The following is an 18337-nucleotide window of genomic DNA, read 5'->3' as shown; positions in this document are numbered from 1 at the left end:
CACAATTCGCACAGTTTTATTTGTTTTTATTAGCGCGAAGCATTTTAATACCTTTTGTTCCAAAATAACCAATGACCCAAAACAAAAGAAAGTACACGCCGTATCCCCATGCAGAGCTGTTTAATACCGTGAATAGGATAATGATAAAAGCAAAATAAGAAACTGCCAATGCAATCCAAGGATTAATATTATTTAAAGCACATGATATTCCCTGCACTAGAAAAGTTAAAGGAAAAATAATGACTAAACTAAGAAGAAAATAGGATTTATTTGCCTCATCACTTCCAAAAGCTCCTGTCAAAGTCATCGCGATAACACCTAACATCGCAAACGCTGGGAAAAAAATACCCGCAATTTTATTACCCACATAATCACTCCTAACAAATTATCTTCATTTTATCATGAATATTTGCTTTTTAGAGAAATTATTAACAAAAATGTTTAGTTGTTTATTTTTATTATGTGTTACTTTGTCAAATTAAGTGCAACACTTGCTATGGCTACTGATATATTAAATCCTATAAAAATAAGGTCAACCAGTAAAAACTGGTTAACCTTATAATACGAAGCACCCGTCACAATAACAACGTCTAAAAACTTTATTATTCACTCCTATACTAAGCGCTCTTCCCCCCCATTTTATGATAAAGAGACATGATTACCCAAACAGCAGTTGGAAGTGCGATTGCTCCAATTACCATAGACGCTAAGGTGTAAACTGCACTGCCATCGACAAATAACAAAATAATAACAGCAATTAAGACGAGAAGAAATGGTATAGTTTTCAATAGAATAACTGATCCTTTTTTATCTTTTACCTCCCATTTGTTTTTGTATGTTGCGATTACAGTCCAAGCTGTTGGGATGGCTATTACAGTGAAAATAACAGCTATTACCTGAAGTGTTGATTTTAAGATACCAGAGCTTATCATTGCTCCAATCCATATGAGTACTGTTATTAAAACTAACGGAATTGCTAGACGTTTCATGGAACTATTTAAATTCTCATACTTTTCAACCGATGTGTCACGGTCACTATAAATCGGTTTTGTACTAGGATGTGCTCGAAATAAATGAATATCTCCTTCTGAGGCAATATGCGACCATCCAGAAGATGAAAAAAAATCAAAGTATTCACCTTCTTCATCCTCTTTTAATGAACGATAATCTACACTGTAGATATAATCTGAGCTTTTCCCTTTTTCAAGCGTATACCCCATAAACTTAAAATCACAGACATGCCAACCCCTCAAAGAAAATCGGCGTAATTTTTCCATGTCCTTATCCTCAGAAAAAGCTAACCCACCTGACGTAATATACTTTGTTTGTCTCATTCTTCAACCTCCTTCAATCCACTTTCCGCTAATTGAATCATCAGTTTTCTTAGCTTCACATCTTCTTCTAATACTTCTCTGCCTTTTTCAGTAAGAAGGTATGTTTTACGTCTTGAATCCGACCCATCATGCAAATAAATCCACTCTTGTTTTAATAACTTTTTAATAATCGTGTACATTGAAGCAGGACCTATAGTAATTGCCCCTTTTGTTGTTTCTTCAATTAAGTTCATAATAGCGTAACCATGCCTTGGTTTAGCTAAAGCAGCCATAATATAGAACATTGAATCTGTTAATTGCTCAGTTTTTTTCAACCAATCACCCTCTATATCTTTTTAGATGTATCATAAAATGATATATATATATATCTAAAAACAATATATCATTATGTGATACATATGTCTAGAGTTAATCATGATTGTTACATGATAAAAAAGTTATCGACTGAAACACCTTTATATAGAAATTGATCTATGCGTATAAAAAATTAATTTCTTATTCGTACTTATTCAACTAAAGCTTCTGCTAGTTTATATGCAACACTTTACAAGTTCATTTCCTTTAAAGCCATTTCGAATTGAGATCATGTTGAAGAACCATATAGCTCAATATCTAAAGAAAAACTTGATTGCAAATGACTTAGCTTGATCTGTAGAAATTAACTCTGTTCTATTATATTTCGCAAACCGAATATTCAAGAAAAGCACCCCGTTAGCCATCCATGCAGCACAAAATAGTCCTGCACCACAGAGAATGAAAATGGTTAGTGGAGTCAATACTAATAGTCTACCGAAAACAATAGTCTTATTAATGTCCACTCTCCTCTTTTTTTTAACGATTAGGCAAGGGTCTTCTTAAGTATTGTCATTTTTCTTTTCTTGAAGAAATTAATTTTCATGGTAGTTTAAGTACATCTTTTCACATTCTTTTCCTAATACAATCATTTATGATAATGTTCTAACTCCTCTACTGGATATGCATTTGTCCAATGGTACGGCTGTAATTCATTTAAGGTCACAAAATTTAACGAATTATCTGGAGTAGTAACACCTACCTTAACATCTACACCCCAAAAACGTAATCTTTCTTGACATACACCGCAAGGCGAAAGTACCTTAAAAGGACTATTTTCATCATCTCTTACAACACATAAACAGTGGGTTACACGTACATTCCATTTATGTGCCTCACACATTGCTCCTACTTCAATACATAAATCTACACTCGAATTTGCTGTTTCAATAGAAACACTAGTAAAATATTGTTCATCTTCTGAGTGAATTATTGCTACGCCACCCCAGCCTTTTGGGTATCTTTTAGGAAGAAATTCAATGGCTCTACGATACATTTCCTGTTCTATTATCCTCGACTGTTCCATATAGTCCCTCCTGTTATGCAGTGTAATTTGTTTAGCTCCATTTTTTATTAATTTAGATTGAATAACAGTTAAATTATACCAGTATAATTTAACTGTCGTTATGCAATAAATTTCTTTTATCATTAACCACATTATGGTAATCAATTTCTAAAAAATATGTTGCTTTACTTAGAACGTCATAAAAGAAAGGAACAAACTCCAAATCTTTAAAAACATAAACTTCTATTTGTTCATCATTATTTCTATATGCTTCAAATATACGATGGTTTCCATTGATACAATAAGGTTTGTTGTTGGTTAAATATCGACTCTGAAGTACCATTACAGGATTTTTATGATTGGGTTTTATTCGGTTTGGGTCTTTATTTATGTTACCTTGGTCAACAGCTTCAATTATATTCGATGGAGAAGTCTTTATGGGTTTAATGTTTTTTTCTTTTATAAATGTAGTAGCCCCGTCTATGTCTAAGGTAAACTCAAATACCCCAGTCGTGAACTCTGCATATAACGAGAATGTCTCCTGACCAATTGGATGTATCACTGGGTAAGTTTCATCTACAAGAGTTTGGTTTAAAATATCAGTCCATTTTGAGGCAACTTCAGCCCCATAGCTGTATTCTTTCCGCATTACTTGAATGCGTGAAGTAAAGTGTTTAAAAGGTTTGAATTCCTGAGACTCTTTTTCGTATAATTCTATTTTACTTACCATTTAATATCCCCTTTGCTACTTTTATATCAAAAAATCAAATTCACTTTTTTAGATTTCTAATAATAATCACCGTTTATACACCCCATTATTTTTTAAGACATTTTATTTACTTCTATGTAAAACAATTATTTTCCTTCTTCAATTAAACTGCCTCGTTAGTTGAATAAGGAATAGAGCTGTCTTTGGAGCTCAATAATCTTTTGCTAATGCCCCCGTTAGTTGAATGAAACTTAAAGATTATTCGATAAACTATTTATTTTAATCAACGCTTCACTTACTTCTTTTCTCAGTTGTTGTTCGGATATTTCAAAGGCAGTTTCTTGTCCAGGAAGACAATCATTATAATAACAATCAACTGCTTCAAAAACTCCGTTTAAGATTTCGAAAAACGCATCCATACTTTCTGTCTCGTTTTTAAATGTATTTAGATAGTCACGTTCAAAATTCTCAACACGAATTACCTCATTAACAAAATCCTCAATTAACCTTTTATATTTATAAACAAACATTGCTTCACCTCTTTTATGGTTTTTCATTCAATCCATTCTAACGATTTTCCTTCTTCAACTAACCTAATCTTTAGTTGAACAAGAATAAAGATCCGTCTATGAACTCAATAATCTTCAAGTAAAGCACCCGTAATTGAATAAGAACAGAGACGCTTATTAAACAATCGCGCCCGATTGCGGTATAGTTAAGCAATATTTTCACCAAAACTTTAAGTAATGAACAAGCGTGTTAATTCCTACAAACTTTACAGACATAATTGCAATTATAACTATAATACTTAATACTACCCCAGTAGCCTTTTTACCGGAATTAGCCATGTTATCACCCTTCCTTAAATCATATTTCTTCGTCAAACGATAAATTTACTGGCTCGTCCAGCAGTTCACCATGCACCTCTAAATTAGTTGTTGGAATACTTTCATTCACTTCTTCAAAAGTGAATTGATCTGCCCATACAGTTCCTTGTCCAGACAGAATGATACCAAACGAAATAACAGCACTTTGGGTTGGAACATCTAAAATAATAGAATAATGGTTCCAGTTTGTTGTTCCTTTAATGGGGCGATTACTCATATTATCAAATTGAAGAACATCTTCCATTGTGTCGTCTACTCGCATCCACATCCCAGCGTACGTATCTACCTCTTCCGTACGGATGAAACAAGAGAGTCTAATGCGCTTTCCAACAAACTGATTAGCCTTAAATGTTTGCATCATGGTAGCGAATTCAGTTGAATCTAACACTGTTTTGGATTTTAAATAACCTGATGCTTTCCCCTGATGAACAACTTCATGGTCAATTCCCATTTCGTAATTAAATGGATTTGATCCACTTAAAAACCAACCTTTCACCTTTGTATCCATATTTGTTTCCTCCTTAATTTTAATCACGTCTGACATCATTCTGCGATATTTGCCAGGTGGTAGCTTATAAATCTCTTTAAATGCTCTTGTAAATGATTCTTGTGATTCAAACTGATAATATAAAGCGATATCAAGAATGCGTTCACTTGTGTAAAGCAAGGCGGAAGAAGCATTAGCCAATCTTCTTAACCGAATATATTCAGTTACCGTCATGCCAACCGTGGATTGGAATATTCGATGAAAGTGATACTTCGAAAAATTTGATTGTGCTGCAATATTTTCCAAAGTAAGTGGTTCATGTAGGTTTTCTTCCACATACAAAATAATTTTCTTAATTATAATTTCATGGTTATACAACGAAGGCACCTCCTTTAAATATAGGATATCAAGGTTTTTCATTCGTTTTTTGATATATCTTGCGAAGTAATCGCTGCATCCTAAAAATCATTAAATGCAACAATATGGCCCAATTGTTGAACAAAAGTTAAACAATGCTCTTCAACTTATATGCCCCGTTAGTTTAAGTGTAACAGTTCACACACTGAATCACCCAAATCAACTAAATGTTCTAGGCATAAAAATAGACCATCTTTACGATGATCTTGTCTAACTAAAGCACCCCGTTCGTATTATAAGGTCAGCCAGAGAAATCTGGTTGACTATTTTTTATTCAATTTATAGATTGATAGTAGCCGGGGTAGAACGGAAGCACCCGTGGGACTTGATCCCGACAACTAAACTGTTCGCCCTCTACTTGTTAACACATGATTAGGCTGGTTGGGACATAGTGATCCCGTATAACAAGCGAAGATATGAATAACAAGCTAGATAGAGGTTACCGGTCAATACACTACATGAGGAGGAGATAAACTATGAATCCAGTAGTAGGTCTGGATGTCGCAAAAGGTGAAAGTCAGGTTCAAATGTTCTTGGATAAAAAAATTCCCTATAAAAGCAGTGTGAAAGTGGACCATACGGTGGAAGGATTGGAAGAGTTACACTCTTATTTATTAGATGTAGAGAATCAAACAGGGATGAAACCACCTATTGTTTTAGAAGCGACAGGTCACTATCATGCCCCAGTTGTACAGTTTTTAGAGGCAAGAGAGTACATTGTCATAATCGTAAATCCACTGGTATCTTATCGAGCAAAAAGCTCTAACTTACGAAAAACTAAAACAGATGCCATTGATGCCTATCACTTAGGTGAACTGTATTACAAAGAGGATTTAGAGCCTCAGAAAAAGCGTGGTATTCAGCTTTTAAACCTTCGGCATCTAACAAGGCAACACGAAAATATGACAGGAATTATGGTTCAAACAAAGCTTCAATTTCAAGCTGTATTAGATCAAGTATTTCCAGAGTATAAAGGCGTTTTTGGTGATTTATACGCTGAGATTTCATTAAGGACTTTACAGTCCTTCCCTACATCGGAGTCTGCCTTAAAAGCAGGTGTAGATAAGCTTGCACAATTTATTGATAAGCATTGTAAAGCGCGTTCATTTAATTGGGCGTATGAAAGAGCTGAGTTATTAATCGCCGCTGCGGAACGTAACCCATTTCAGTCAACGCTTTATCAAAGCCTTCTCGTCAGTCTGAATATGTATATTGATTTACTTCAAGCGTACCGACAACAGCTTTCTACGTTAGAGCGTGAGATTAATCAATTGGCGGCACAACTCGAAGAATATGAATTAATCCAATCGCTTCCCGGTATAGGTGAAAAAATCGCGTCCACGATACTTTCAGAAATTGGGGAGATTGACCGGTTTAATCATCCAAAAAAGTTAGTAGCCTTTGCGGGACTAGACCCAAGTGTGTTTGAATCAGGGCGCTTTAAAGGCACGAAAAATCACATTACCAAACGCGGCTCAGCTAGACTTCGCCACATGCTTTACACAGCCGTCCGTTGTTCAATTCGAGATAGCCGTAAAAAGAAAACAACAGATGAAACCCTTGCACGAAATAAACGATTACGAGCCTTCTACGATTTAAAACGCGAAGAAGGTAAACCGTATAAAGTAGCTATTATTGCCTGTGCTAATAAGCTTTTACACTGGATTTATGCGATTTTAAAAACGAAAACACCGTTCCAAGAAACTATTTAGTTACAGTATTTTAAAATAAAACAAAATCCTTCCAAATTAAATTCGGAGGGTTATTTATCTTGTGCTTTTTAGTATAACATGAAGTGTTTTTCGATTAAAAATGTTTTACTTGACATTCTATTAGCTGGTTTAGTTTAAGTACAATTTTTCACAATCTTATAAAACGACTGTACTTTTATGGCAATATGTCCCCTTTAAGAATTTCACCCGATATTATTTGTTTTCTCAATATTTCTTCTCTAATTGTTACGTTTCTGTTTTTGAAGCAATATGATTAATATTTACAATTGCTTGTACATCTCTTTTACTCTGAGTATAAAACTATCGAACGCTTCTTCCGCCTCAACTCGACGTCGTACTGTACCAATTACAGGATATGTAGGACAAAGTTGTAACAACTTCTCCTGTTCCATTTCAATAGGTAAATCACCATCTACCTTTACATCCCAAAATCCTTGCGTATTCTTATATGCAACTGCTTGAAAATCACTTCTCCAATCCCTGTTAAAAGTGATATGCCAATGACGTCCAGGTAAATGCTCCTCAATTTCCCTCGCATAATTGCTATAAGATGTTTTAATAAAAACAAGTTCCATCTCTTCCGTCACAAGATTAGTAGGAATGGGTGCCTGATTTGGTAAATCTTCATTATCATATAGAGCACCAGCTAACAAATAAGCTAAGGCCTTCTTTGCATTTTGAATGGCTTCCTTTTTCGATGGACCCGAGACTAAGTAATTCTCCCACCCGTAATCTGGAAGTAATGTTGGGAAATGAATGCCGAAAATTTCTTCTTCTTTCTTTATAAATGCTGGATAAACTACATTCTCAAATGCCATATCAACTACACCTGTCCTTTATATATTAGTGAAATTTCAAAATTCCAATGTAATCTTGTTCAACTAACCTGCTCCATTAGTTTAAGTACATTTCTTCACAATCTTTACAGTCATTAACATAAATATCCAACAAAAAAATCATCTCACCTCTAAAAATCTATAGAGGTGAGATGATTTTTTAATCAAACTTTATTTAAAACGGTACATCTTTTTTATAAACGGTACGACTTTATTTCAAATCTACAAGTAGCTAGAAGTCAGTATCTTAAAGGCCACATTTAAGCTGTGCACCGCAATTTGTACATGTGTTACAGCCGCCTAATTCTTCGACTGTTCCTTTGCGGCATACTGGGCATGTGTTACCGACTTCCGAACCGATTGTTACATTAGTTGAACGTAAGTCTTGAATTGTATCTATTAAAACAACTGGACGTTTATCAACTACTTGTTCTTCTTGTAGATTGTCCTCGTCCATAACGTTTTCTTCTGCTTTTAGAGTTAATACTTGTGAATCACGGCTACCATCTACATAAACTGTACCGCCTTTAGCGCCACCATTGTATAAGCGTTCGTACACTTTCTGTACTTGCTCTACAGTGTAACCGCGTGGTGCGTTTACTGTTTTAGAGATTGAGCTATCAATCCAGCGTTGGATAATACATTGTACATCTGCATGTGCTTCTGGAGCTAACTCCATAGCAGTAACAAACCATTCAGGAAGATTTGCTTCATCTGCACCTGGGTTAGCAGCTAAATATTCTTGTACAATATCAGCTTTTACTTCAATAAATTTACCAAGACGACCACTGCGGTAGTAAGTAAATGAGAAGTATGGCTCTAATCCAGTAGAAACGCCAACCATTGTTCCTGTTGAGCCTGTAGGAGCTACCGTTAGTAAGTGCGAGTTACGAATACCACCCTCAAGTACTGCCTCACGGATATGCTCAGGCATTTTTTGCATGAAACCTGTTTCTGTAAAGCGTTTGCGAAGAGCTAATGTTTCAGCTTCTGTTTCACCTGTTAAGAATGGGAAACTGCCACGTTCTTTTGCAAGTTCAGTAGAAGCTTCATATGCAGTTGTCGCAATCGTTTTGAAGATTTCATCGACAAGGATATTACCTTCTTCAGAGCCGTATTCTTTTTCACAGTAGATTAGCAAATCGGCCATTCCCATGACACCTAGTCCAACACGGCGTTCACCTAATGCTTGCACTTGGTTATCTTCAAGGAAATAAGGTGTTGCATCGATTACGTTATCTTGCATACGTACTCCGACACGAACTGTTTCCTTCAACGCTTCAAAGTCCACTGTTTTAGTGTCTTTTTGAGCGAATTGCGCTAAGTTTACAGCTGCTAAGTTACATACTGAATATGGTGCAAGTGGTTGTTCGCCACACGGATTAGTTGCTACAACTTTTTGACCGTATGCTTTTGCATTTGTCATGTCGTTTGCATTGTCGATGAAGAAAATACCTGGTTCTGCTGAGTAAGTAGCACAGATATTAATCAAGTTCCAAAGTTCACGTGCTTTTACTTTACGGTATGTGCGAACAGCATGTCCCATTTCAGCCCATTCACGAACATCACCGACTTCATGCCATGTATCGTTATAAACTTTCATTTCTTCTGCATTATATGATTCAACCGCTGGGAATCGTAAATCAAATTCAGCGTCAGCTTCTACAGCTTCCATGAATTCGTTTGTGATTGTAACAGATATATTTGCACCAGTTAGGAATTCAGAGTTATGCACGCTGTATGTTCCACCGTCGCGTAATTTCGTTTCAGCGTCGCGGATAATCGCTTCATTAAAACCACCGACACCTGGGATTGTTTTATAGTTAGTAATACCTTGATACATCGCTTCTTCTTGTTGTGTTAAAGGTTTAAATTTCAGTTTTTCTTGTGCTAAACGTTGGATTGTTTCATCCGTTGTATTTTCGATTAAGAAACGTAAAATACGAGGATTTTGCATTTTTGAAATAATAAATTCAATAATGTCTGGATGCCAATCAGCTAACATAATCATTTGTGCACCACGACGTGATCCACCTTGTTCAACAAGATGAGTTAGCTTTGCAATATCATCTAACCATGATACTGATCCTGATGATTTACCATTAACACCACGTGCTAGCGTATTTCGTGGACGTAATGTAGAACCATTTGTTCCTACACCACCACCGCGACTCATAATTTCCATTACTTGTTTACGGTGATCACTAATGCCTTCACGAGAATCTGCTACAAATGGCATTACGTAACAGTTAAAGTAAGTAACATCTGTTCCAGCGCCTGCTCCGTAAATAACACGTCCCGCTGGAATAAAGTTTAACTTCACTAATTGCTCGTAAAATTTCTCATACCATTCTTGGCGTTTCTCTGCTGTTTTTTCAACGGCTGCTAGGCCAGTTGCATTACGTTTTGCAATTTGCTCGTAATAGACTTCAAGAGGCTTTTCAATAACGTCTAAAGAACGTGTGACGATACCTGTTTGTTGTTCAGCATCATCATCAATAGCACTTCTATAATCTGCTTCAATTAGCACTTCTGCTGTTTTCTTTTCTGAGTTAATTGAAACGATATAACCAAGACCACGTGCTGGGAATTTAGGGTCAGCTTTGACCGTTAAAACAACAAAATCTCCTGCTTTTAGCGTTTTCTTTTCTGTATCTTTAAAAGAATAACGGTCGATCATGACTAAGCGAGACACACCTTTATGTGTTATATGCATGTCCTCTGTGATAGCATGAACTTGTGGAAATTGTTGAATATCATTGTTTAGTTGTTGTACATTAATCGTCTGATTATGATGCTGTGAAGCAAGTACCATTATCATTCGCCTCCCTATTTAAATCGCGCATTAAACACTACATATAGTGTTCTTTCAAGACATTACAATACTATATATTGATAAGAAAAGCAAATAGGGTGATTCTGCGCAAAATGTTGATTTAACAACATTGGAAGCGATTTTTCGATTTCCGCCAAACTAAAATAAGTCAAAAAGACTACTATTTTCTAAAATTCCATTCATCACTTTCATAGCGCGTTTTAGCTAAATTATTAACAAAATCCAATTGTTCATCAGTCAATGTATAAGGTACAAGTTCAATGTCTAATCCATCCTCAAATCCTTTGTGGAAAGCAGATATACACGTTTCAACATCGACAGGTTTTTGAGCTAGCTGATTAATAGCCACCGCTTTTTGTGGTAAATGTTTGCGCATGCGTTCTTTTGAAGCTTCTGATGGGAATTTAAAAAGGGAGATCAATTTTTCATCATCGAGATCGATTAAGATTGCTCCATGTTGTAAAATGACACCTTCTTGTCGCGTCTGCGCACTACCTGCTACCTTTTTACCTTCTACCACTAATTCATACCAACTTGGTGCATCAAAACAAACTGCACTCTTCGGTGTTTTCAAGTCTGCTCGTTTTTCTTCAGAATCAGGGATAGAAAAATAAGCATCTAACCCTAAGTTTCTGAAGCCTAGTAATAAGCCTTCGCTTAATACTCGGTAAGCTTCTGTCACTGTTCTAGGCATGTCTGGGTAGTCTTCATTAACGATAATGCTATATGTTAATTCATGCTCATGTAAGACTGCACGCCCTCCAGTCGGACGACGAACAAATCCTAAATTTAATTTATGTAGTTGTTCAAAATCAATATCTTTTTCAGCACGTTGAAAATAACCAATAGAAAGTGTTGCTGGATTCCATTCGTAAAATCGTATTACTGGTGGAATTAAACCTTTACTATGCCAATGTAGGAGCGCTTCATCTAATGCCATATTGAATGCAGGGCTACACGGACCTGAATTAATAAAATACCATGTTGTTTTCATTTGGTCTCCTCCTTATAATCAACTTATCTATTTTAACAAACTCATTGGACTATCGCTAGATGTTCTTTTATAATATTACTGTAGATAGAAAGGGGTAAGACGATTTGAGTTGGTTATATACATTAGCAATTGTTTTATTTGTGGTAATTGTATACGCTTTAGTGAACGCTCTTCGTTTCAAAAAAGCAGTTACAACTTTAACACAAGAAGAATTTATTGAGGGTTATCGTAAAGCACAATTAATAGATGTGCGTGAGCCTAAAGAATTTGACAGTGGTCATATTCTAGGCGCTCGTAACGTCCCAACCTCACAACTTCGTCAACGTCATAAAGAAATTCGCCCAGACAAACCTGTTTACTTGTATTGCCAAAATGCAGGCCGTAGTGCACGTGCCGCTATGTTATTAAAGAAAAAAGGCTATGATCAAGTATACCAATTACAAGGTGGATATAAAAATTGGACAGGCAAAATCAAAGTGAAATAAGTTGATTACGTTGCAAATAAAAAGAGTCATTTCTATATTATACAGAAATGGCTCTCTTTTTTCTTATTATACATGCTTATAACTGTTAGCTATTAACGTCTATAAAGGAGGATATAATGACAAAATTCTTATATACTTTTCACGAAGATTTACGCCCCGACATCCCTAACTATGCTGATGTATCAGAGGTTTTTGAACGCATCTCAAAAAAATTAAATGAAGTACATCCATGCAATTTTCGTGGTGTGACTGTCGAACTAAATAATTCACAATTTCATCATCATTTACTTGAAATGATGGACAAGGAATTAATCCGCTACGAAAATTTGAGTTATATATATGCTGCATTACCTAGTATTGTCTTAAATTCTGTCGCAGAAGATCAATTAGATAATAAGTTGCAATCAATCAAGACCTTTAGTAATTCTTTAATCTACTTCCCTGATTATGAAGTAGCTATTACCCATATTCCTATATTCCGCTCCGATTCAGAATGGCCTGAGTTTTTCTATTTCACAACGAGTGCTGAGAAAATGATGGAATTTATCGAAGCTATTCAAGAACAGTTACGTCAAATGTTAATGGAAACCGTCACCTACTTAGTTGATGTTCAGACTGGTATAAAACGGCGGAGCTACGGCGAAGGAAAGCAAATCACAAGAGATGATGTATTCTTAGAACCTTCGCTTAAACGAGAGATTTTCCGTTCGATTGATGAATTTTTTAAGGGAGATGGCGATTTCTTCAAACATTATGGTCTTCCTTATAAAAGAGGAATCCTATTATATGGCTCACCAGGAAACGGTAAGACTACGCTTGTAAAGTCCATCACAGGCTCTGTAACAGCCCCTGTAGTGTATTGGCAAATTACAGAGCATACATCAAGTGAATCGATAGAAGAGGTCTTCCGTATGGTAACAAGTCTAGCTCCTGCAATACTAGTTATTGAAGATATTGACTCGATGCCAGAATATACACGCTCATTATTTTTAAATACTCTAGATGGCGCACAATCGCGTGAGGGTATCTTCTTAATTGGTACAACCAACTATCCTGACCGCATCGATCCCGCTTTAATCAATCGTGCAGGTCGATTTGATAGAGCTTACGAAATTATGAATCCAACAGCTGCAATACGTGCTACATATTTACGCAAATTAGATATTCAGCATATTTTCACAGAAGACGAGCTAATGGATGCTGCTAAACTATCAAAAGGTCTTTCTATTTCACAACTCAATGAACTATATATGTCGGTCGCTCTAAATTGGCATTATGACAAAAAACTCGATTACGAGAAATGTATTAAAGATTTACAAAAACAACGTAAAAATGCCTTAAGTAATGATTGGGAAAGAAATGAAGTAAATATAGGATTCTAAGAAAACACCCCCCTAGAGAAAGGTTCAATCAATCTCTAGGAGGGTGTTTTTTACGAATAGGGTCTAATAACAGGTTTGATTACTAAACTTACTGTATTAATCAATAACCGTTTTTTGCTTATTAATTTCTTGCAAAATTTGTCGATTCGTTAAACCATGTTTATGTAACAAATCATAGATAATTTTCTTTTCGTACTCCATCAACGCTTTTGTATGCGCATCTGGAGTGAAATAGATTAATGTACTTTGTTCTTTTTGTTGCTTTATGTACAATTCAGAAATTAATTCGTCAACCGTATATTCCTTATAATCCTCTTCTAAGGATTTTAGCAAGTCATTTTGATCATTAGTTGTATCATTAATACTTTTAAAGTAAGCCATGAAAACTCCCCTTTTTTCACACATTGATTCATACTGCATCTATGTTAGCATAGCAATTTTAAAGTCATCTGTCTATGTCCAAGCGATTTTTTCCATAACTAACATGATCTTTTCATTAAGCTATTTATATACAAATCATGAGAAAACCCCTAGCAAAGTGCTAGAGGTTTTCAATATATGAATATATTATACTTCTACTGTTTCTCTTTCGTATCGTAACACTGGATTACGAGCTGCTCTTGTTTCATCAAGACGGCCAATAACAGTTGTATGTGGTGCATTTTGTACTACTTCTGGTGTTTCTTCCACTTCTTTCGCAATTTGAATCATTGCGTCACAGAAAGCGTCTAGAGTTTCTTTTGATTCTGTTTCAGTTGGTTCAATCATTAAACCTTCTTCCACATTTAATGGGAAGTAAGTTGTTGGTGGATGATAGCCAAAATCTAACAGTCGTTTTGCCATATCAAGTGTACGAGCCCCAAGTTTTTTCTGACGGCTACCACTTAATACGAATTCATGCTTACAATGACGGTTGTAAGGTAGATCAAAGTATGGCTCTAATCTTCTCATCATATAGTTCGCATTAATTACTGCATTTTCAGTAACTGCTTTAAGACCATCTGGACCCATTGAACGGATATAAGTATATGCACGAACATTGATACCAAAGTTACCGTAGAATGGCTTTACGCGACCAATTGATTGTGGACGATCGTAATCGAAGTGATATCCTTCTTCTGTTTTCACTAAAACTGGTTTTGGAAGGTATGGAATCAAGTCAGCTTTTACACCAACTGGACCTGAACCAGGACCACCACCACCGTGAGGACCAGTGAAAGTTTTGTGTAAGTTTAAGTGAACACAGTCAAACCCCATGTCGCCAGGACGTGCTTTTGACATAACTGCATTTAAGTTTGCACCATCATAATATACTTTACCGCCAACCGAGTGGACGATTTCAGCGATATCTAGAATATGCTCTTCAAAAAGACCTAATGTATTCGGGTTAGTCAACATAAGTGCTGCTGTATCGTCCCCAACCAGACGACGTAAGTCTTCTAAATCTACAAGACCGTTTTCATCAGATTTCACAGTTACTGTATCAAAGCCTGCAACTGTTGCTGATGCTGGGTTTGTACCGTGAGCTGAGTCTGGAACAAGTACTTTCGTACGTTGGAAGTCACCGTTTGCTTCATGGAAAGCACGAATCATCATTAATGCTGTCCATTCCCCATGAGCACCAGCCGCTGGTTGAAGCGTTACTTCATCCATACCAGTGATCTCAATTAAATGCTCTTGTAAATCGTACATTAACTCGAGTGCACCTTGTACAGTAGACTCATCTTGTAATGGGTGAATATTAGCAAAGCCTGCAAAACGTGCAACTGATTCATTAATTTTCGGATTATATTTCATTGTACATGAACCAAGTGGATAGAATCCTGAATCCACACCGTGGTTACGGCGAGAAAGCGCTGTATAATGACGCATAATATCAAGTTCTGATACTTCAGGAAGTTCCGCTTCTTCTGTACGAATAAATTGGCTTGGTAAAATGGCAGCTAAATCTACTGCTGGTACATCAAGTTCTGATAAGCTGTAGCCTACGCGACCTTCTGTAGTTAGTTCAAAAATTAGTGGTTGATTGTCGTTATGCATGGAGAGCCCCCATTTCTTGCACAAGTGCATCGATTTCTTCTTTTGTACGTTGTTCAGTAACAGCGATTAGTGCATGATTTTCAAGTGCTGCATCTACTTTACCTAAATCAAAGCCACCAATAATGCCTTTTTCAAAAAGTCCCTTATTTATAGTAGAAACAGATGTATTACACTTCACAACGATTTCGTTGAAATGTGCTCCTTTATACGCTACAGTGAAACCTGCTTTTTCAAAAGCTTCTTTTGCGTAGTGTGTTTTTAAAATATTTTGTGTAGCTATTTCTTGTACACCTTTTTTGCCAAGAGCTGTCATTGCAACTGAAGCTGCAAGTGCATTTAATGCTTGGTTTGAACAGATATTTGAAGTTGCTTTTTCACGACGGATATGTTGCTCACGTGCTTGTAATGTTAATACATAACCGCGACGACCTTCATCATCGATAGTTTCGCCAATTAAACGGCCCGGAACTTTACGCATTAGTTTTTTTGTAACAGCGAAGTAACCACAGTGTGGTCCGCCAAAACTTTCTGGAATACCGAATGGTTGAGCATCCCCAACTGTAATATCCGCACCCATCTTACCTGGAGGTGTTAGAATACCAAGCGCTAATGGATTAGAAGATACGATACATAAGCCTTTTGCTTCATGGATTACATCTGCAATTGCTTGTACGTTCTCTACTTGACCATAGAAGTTAGGATATTGAACCATCACAGCAGCTGTATCTGCATCGATTAATTCTCTTAAAGCATCTAGATCAGTGACACCATCTTTTAAAGGAACATTCACGACTTCAATTGATTGGCCAAGTGCATATGTTTTAACTACATCATGTGAGATTGGATGTACTGCACCAGAAACTAATAGCTTTTTGCGACGAGTATGTGCCGCTGCAAGCATACCGGCTTCAGCAAGAGCTGTTCCACCATCATACATAGAAGAGTTTGCTAAATCCATGCCAGTTAGCTCTGCAATCATAGTTTGGAATTCGAAAATAGCTTGTAATTCACCTTGTGAAATTTCTGGTTGGTAAGGTGTATAAGCTGTATAGAATTCTGAACGTGAAATAACGTGGTCAACAATAACTGGTTTATAGTGATCATAAACTCCAGCACCTAAGAACGATGCATATTCATCACTATTTGCATTTTGTTTAGAAAGTTGAGCTAATTCTTTTAACAATGCTGATTCAGATTTTGCAGGTTTAATGTTGTAGTTTCCTTTAAAACGAACTTTTTCTGGGATGTCTGAGAATAATTCATCAACAGTAGAAACGCCAATTACATTTAGCATATCTTTTTGATCCTGCTCAGTCATAGGTAAGTACCGATGCTTCATTCGAAAAAAACCTCTCTTCATGAAAATTATTTTTGGCGTTTATAAAATGGTGTTGCCGTAGTAACCACTTTTAAGCGACGGTTACGAATTTCAATCTCAAGCTCTTGCCCAAGCTCCGCATACTCACTATCGATTAATGCTAAACCGATATTACGTTTCGTTAATGGTGATTGTGTACCAGTTGTTACTTCACCGATTTGAGTATCACCTTTAAACACTGGGTAGCCGTGACGTGGAATACCTTTATCAATCATTTCGATACCGATACTCTTACGTGGTACCCCATTTTCCTTTTGAGCTTGTAATGCAGTTTTACCAACAAAATCTTCTTCTTTATTTAATTTCACAACGAAATTAATACCTGCTTCAAGTGGTGAAATATCTTTTGATAATTCTTGACCGTAAAGAGGTAAGCAAGATTCAAAGCGTAATGTGTCACGTGAACCTAAACCACATGGTACAACACCATCAGCTTCGCCTGCTGTTAAAATTTCTCCCCATAAAGCAATAATTGCTTTAGGTGCTGCATAAATTTCAAAGCCGTCTTCACCTGTGTAACCTGTACGTGAAATAATTGTTTCATAGCCCGCAATCGTTACATTTTGTTCTAAACGGAATGGTCTGATGTCTTGTAATGGTGTTTCAGTTAATGTTTGTAATACTTTTTCTGCAAGTGGACCTTGTAATGCTAATTGACCATAATCATTTGACGCATTCGTTAGTTTCACATCACCTGAAACTAGGGTCTTCATCCACTCAAAGTCTTTTTCAATATTAGACGCATTAACGATTAATAAATAACGCTCTTCTGTTAATTTATAAACGAGTAAGTCATCTACAACGCCACCATTTTCATAGCACATCGCAGTATACTGCGTTTGATTAATGGCAATTTTCGATACATCATTAGTAACAAGCTTTTGCAAGTATGCTAAACTTTCTGAACCTTCAACGAAGATTTCTCCCATATGAGATACATCAAATAGTCCAGCTTTTGTGCGCACCGCCTCATGCTCGGCTTTAATAGAAGAAAATTGAACAGGCAATTCCCAACCACCAAAATCAATTGTTTTCCCACCATACTTCGAATACTCTTCGAATAACGGCGTTCTTTTTAATTCATTAGCCACTAATCTTCCTCCTCATTTGTTTAGGACATAAAAAAATGGACAGAGAAATCCTGTAATTAGGATTCTCTGTCCATGCACCTGAAAGTTTTACCATTACGGCTGTCCTCTTTGGTGGCTGTACTCAATACAGCTCTCTCCAGAGTTGCGTCCCGTACGAGTCTTTTTGCCTGAGAGATTCATAACCTTTGTTATTTGCTCCTTCGGCGACGTCTCAAGACGTTCTCTCCCCGTACAATCATCCGCCCAAGATGGAATCTTGGTAATATTCCCATGTCATTGTTCTATAACAATACGTCTCGTCTATATCCTAACATTGAATAGGGGTATCATGCAATAACTTTTATAAAATAGTTTATAAACGAACATTAATT

General features: G+C 36.3%; 18 protein-coding genes and 2 riboswitches. Of the genes, 3 read left to right on the top strand and 15 right to left on the bottom strand.

Translation table 11 applies throughout. The features are described from left to right. Positions 1-16 precede the first annotated feature (16 nt). The 8 genes from ACZLO7_RS07875 to ACZLO7_RS07840 all read right to left on the bottom strand — a co-directional run bounded on the left by ACZLO7_RS07875 (position 17) and on the right by ACZLO7_RS07840 (position 5194). Entirely contained in the window at positions 17-367 is a 351-nt protein-coding gene (locus ACZLO7_RS07875; RefSeq protein ID WP_464940268.1) for a hypothetical protein, read from the bottom strand. A 250-nt stretch (positions 368-617) separates the two neighbouring features. After that, a complete protein-coding gene (locus ACZLO7_RS07870; protein ID WP_464940267.1) occupies positions 618-1334 on the bottom strand; it encodes a DUF2812 domain-containing protein in 717 nt (238 codons plus the stop codon). Next, a complete protein-coding gene (locus ACZLO7_RS07865; RefSeq protein ID WP_464940266.1) occupies positions 1331-1648 on the bottom strand; it encodes a PadR family transcriptional regulator in 318 nt (105 codons plus the stop codon). The genes ACZLO7_RS07870 and ACZLO7_RS07865 overlap by 4 nt, the downstream gene beginning before the upstream one ends. Positions 1649-1939: 291 nt before the next feature. Further along, positions 1940-2152, bottom strand: a complete 213-nt coding sequence (locus tag ACZLO7_RS07860; protein ID WP_464940265.1) for a hypothetical protein — start codon at positions 2150-2152, stop codon at positions 1940-1942. Positions 2153-2274: 122 nt separating this feature from the next. After that, positions 2275-2712 carry a cytidine deaminase gene (locus tag ACZLO7_RS07855; RefSeq protein ID WP_464940264.1) on the bottom strand — a complete coding sequence of 146 codons (438 nt, stop codon included), beginning with the start codon at positions 2710-2712 and terminating at the stop codon, positions 2275-2277. Between the two features lie 88 nt (positions 2713-2800). Next, complete coding sequence (locus ACZLO7_RS07850) at positions 2801-3421, bottom strand: hypothetical protein (RefSeq protein WP_464940263.1); 621 nt, start codon at positions 3419-3421, stop codon at positions 2801-2803. A gap of 230 nt (positions 3422-3651) precedes the next feature. After that, positions 3652-3930, bottom strand: a complete 279-nt coding sequence (locus tag ACZLO7_RS07845; protein WP_464940262.1) for a colicin immunity domain-containing protein — start codon at positions 3928-3930, stop codon at positions 3652-3654. A gap of 337 nt (positions 3931-4267) precedes the next feature. Next, positions 4268-5194 (bottom strand): helix-turn-helix domain-containing protein, encoded by a 927-nt coding sequence (locus tag ACZLO7_RS07840; RefSeq protein WP_464940261.1) that lies wholly within the window; start codon positions 5192-5194, stop codon positions 4268-4270. 473 nt (positions 5195-5667) lie between these two features. On the opposite strand from ACZLO7_RS07840, the gene ACZLO7_RS07835 reads away from it, so the two are divergent. After that, positions 5668-6903: an IS110 family RNA-guided transposase gene (locus ACZLO7_RS07835; RefSeq protein ID WP_511261372.1), complete on the top strand. Its 1236-nt coding sequence runs from the start codon at positions 5668-5670 to the stop codon at positions 6901-6903. A gap of 281 nt (positions 6904-7184) precedes the next feature. Here the strand turns inward: ACZLO7_RS07835 and ACZLO7_RS07830 are convergent, their stop codons facing one another. From ACZLO7_RS07830 to lipM, 3 genes are all read right to left on the bottom strand, one after another. Beyond that, complete coding sequence (locus ACZLO7_RS07830) at positions 7185-7742, bottom strand: type II toxin-antitoxin system HicB family antitoxin (protein ID WP_464938590.1); 558 nt, start codon at positions 7740-7742, stop codon at positions 7185-7187. A 265-nt stretch (positions 7743-8007) separates the two neighbouring features. Then, entirely contained in the window at positions 8008-10581 is a 2574-nt protein-coding gene (locus ACZLO7_RS07825; protein WP_464938591.1) for a vitamin B12-dependent ribonucleotide reductase, read from the bottom strand. Positions 10582-10756: 175 nt separating this feature from the next. After that, complete coding sequence (gene lipM / locus ACZLO7_RS07820; protein ID WP_464938592.1) at positions 10757-11590, bottom strand: octanoyltransferase LipM; 834 nt, start codon at positions 11588-11590, stop codon at positions 10757-10759. 104 nt (positions 11591-11694) lie between these two features. Between lipM and ACZLO7_RS07815 the strand changes: the two genes are divergently transcribed. Together ACZLO7_RS07815 and ACZLO7_RS07810 are read left to right on the top strand one after the other, a co-directional pair. Next, positions 11695-12075: a rhodanese-like domain-containing protein gene (locus ACZLO7_RS07815; RefSeq protein WP_427752205.1), complete on the top strand. Its 381-nt coding sequence runs from the start codon at positions 11695-11697 to the stop codon at positions 12073-12075. A 116-nt stretch (positions 12076-12191) separates the two neighbouring features. Then, complete coding sequence (locus tag ACZLO7_RS07810; protein ID WP_464938593.1) at positions 12192-13457, top strand: AAA family ATPase; 1266 nt, start codon at positions 12192-12194, stop codon at positions 13455-13457. A gap of 96 nt (positions 13458-13553) precedes the next feature. Here ACZLO7_RS07810 and ACZLO7_RS07805 read toward each other — a convergent pair whose 3' ends face one another. The 4 genes from ACZLO7_RS07805 to gcvT form a co-directional block, all read right to left on the bottom strand. Continuing rightward, positions 13554-13838: a hypothetical protein gene (locus ACZLO7_RS07805; protein WP_427752201.1), complete on the bottom strand. Its 285-nt coding sequence runs from the start codon at positions 13836-13838 to the stop codon at positions 13554-13556. A gap of 186 nt (positions 13839-14024) precedes the next feature. Then, positions 14025-15497, bottom strand: coding sequence for an aminomethyl-transferring glycine dehydrogenase subunit GcvPB (gene gcvPB / locus ACZLO7_RS07800; RefSeq protein ID WP_464938594.1), 1473 nt, complete (start codon positions 15495-15497; stop codon positions 14025-14027). After that, the gene (gene gcvPA / locus ACZLO7_RS07795) at positions 15490-16836 is read right to left on the bottom strand and encodes an aminomethyl-transferring glycine dehydrogenase subunit GcvPA (protein ID WP_464938595.1); all 1347 of its coding nucleotides are present in this window, start codon (positions 16834-16836) and stop codon (positions 15490-15492) included. The genes gcvPB and gcvPA overlap by 8 nt, the downstream gene beginning before the upstream one ends. 26 nt (positions 16837-16862) lie before the next feature. Then, the gene (gcvT, locus tag ACZLO7_RS07790; RefSeq protein WP_464938596.1) at positions 16863-17966 is read right to left on the bottom strand and encodes a glycine cleavage system aminomethyltransferase GcvT; all 1104 of its coding nucleotides are present in this window, start codon (positions 17964-17966) and stop codon (positions 16863-16865) included. 64 nt (positions 17967-18030) lie between these two features. After that, a riboswitch (glycine riboswitch) is annotated at positions 18031-18108 on the bottom strand. A gap of 3 nt (positions 18109-18111) precedes the next feature. Further along, a riboswitch (glycine riboswitch) is annotated at positions 18112-18205 on the bottom strand. Positions 18206-18337: the final 132 nt, after the last annotated feature.

The sequence above is a fragment of the Viridibacillus sp. d25.2 genome, assembly GCF_055456015.2.
The sequence above is the reverse complement of the archived record's forward strand: the minus strand, read 5'-3'. Positions and strand labels throughout refer to the sequence as shown.

Coding starts and splice junctions, on each gene's coding strand:
- ACZLO7_RS07870 (WP_464940267.1), bottom strand. CDS start 1,334: ATGAGACAAACAAAGTATATTACGTCAGGTGGGTTAGCTTTTTCTGAG.
- ACZLO7_RS07855 (WP_464940264.1), bottom strand. CDS start 2,712: ATGGAACAGTCGAGGATAATAGAACAGGAAATGTATCGTAGAGCCATT.
- ACZLO7_RS07850 (WP_464940263.1), bottom strand. CDS start 3,421: ATGGTAAGTAAAATAGAATTATACGAAAAAGAGTCTCAGGAATTCAAA.
- ACZLO7_RS07845 (WP_464940262.1), bottom strand. CDS start 3,930: ATGTTTGTTTATAAATATAAAAGGTTAATTGAGGATTTTGTTAATGAG.
- ACZLO7_RS07840 (WP_464940261.1), bottom strand. CDS start 5,194: ATGAAAAACCTTGATATCCTATATTTAAAGGAGGTGCCTTCGTTGTAT.
- ACZLO7_RS07835 (WP_511261372.1), top strand. CDS start 5,668: ATGAATCCAGTAGTAGGTCTGGATGTCGCAAAAGGTGAAAGTCAGGTT.
- ACZLO7_RS07830 (WP_464938590.1), bottom strand. CDS start 7,742: ATGGCATTTGAGAATGTAGTTTATCCAGCATTTATAAAGAAAGAAGAA.
- ACZLO7_RS07825 (WP_464938591.1), bottom strand. CDS start 10,581: ATGATAATGGTACTTGCTTCACAGCATCATAATCAGACGATTAATGTA.
- lipM (WP_464938592.1), bottom strand. CDS start 11,590: ATGAAAACAACATGGTATTTTATTAATTCAGGTCCGTGTAGCCCTGCA.
- ACZLO7_RS07810 (WP_464938593.1), top strand. CDS start 12,192: ATGACAAAATTCTTATATACTTTTCACGAAGATTTACGCCCCGACATC.
- ACZLO7_RS07805 (WP_427752201.1), bottom strand. CDS start 13,838: ATGGCTTACTTTAAAAGTATTAATGATACAACTAATGATCAAAATGAC.
- gcvPB (WP_464938594.1), bottom strand. CDS start 15,497: ATGCATAACGACAATCAACCACTAATTTTTGAACTAACTACAGAAGGT.
- gcvPA (WP_464938595.1), bottom strand. CDS start 16,836: ATGAAGCATCGGTACTTACCTATGACTGAGCAGGATCAAAAAGATATG.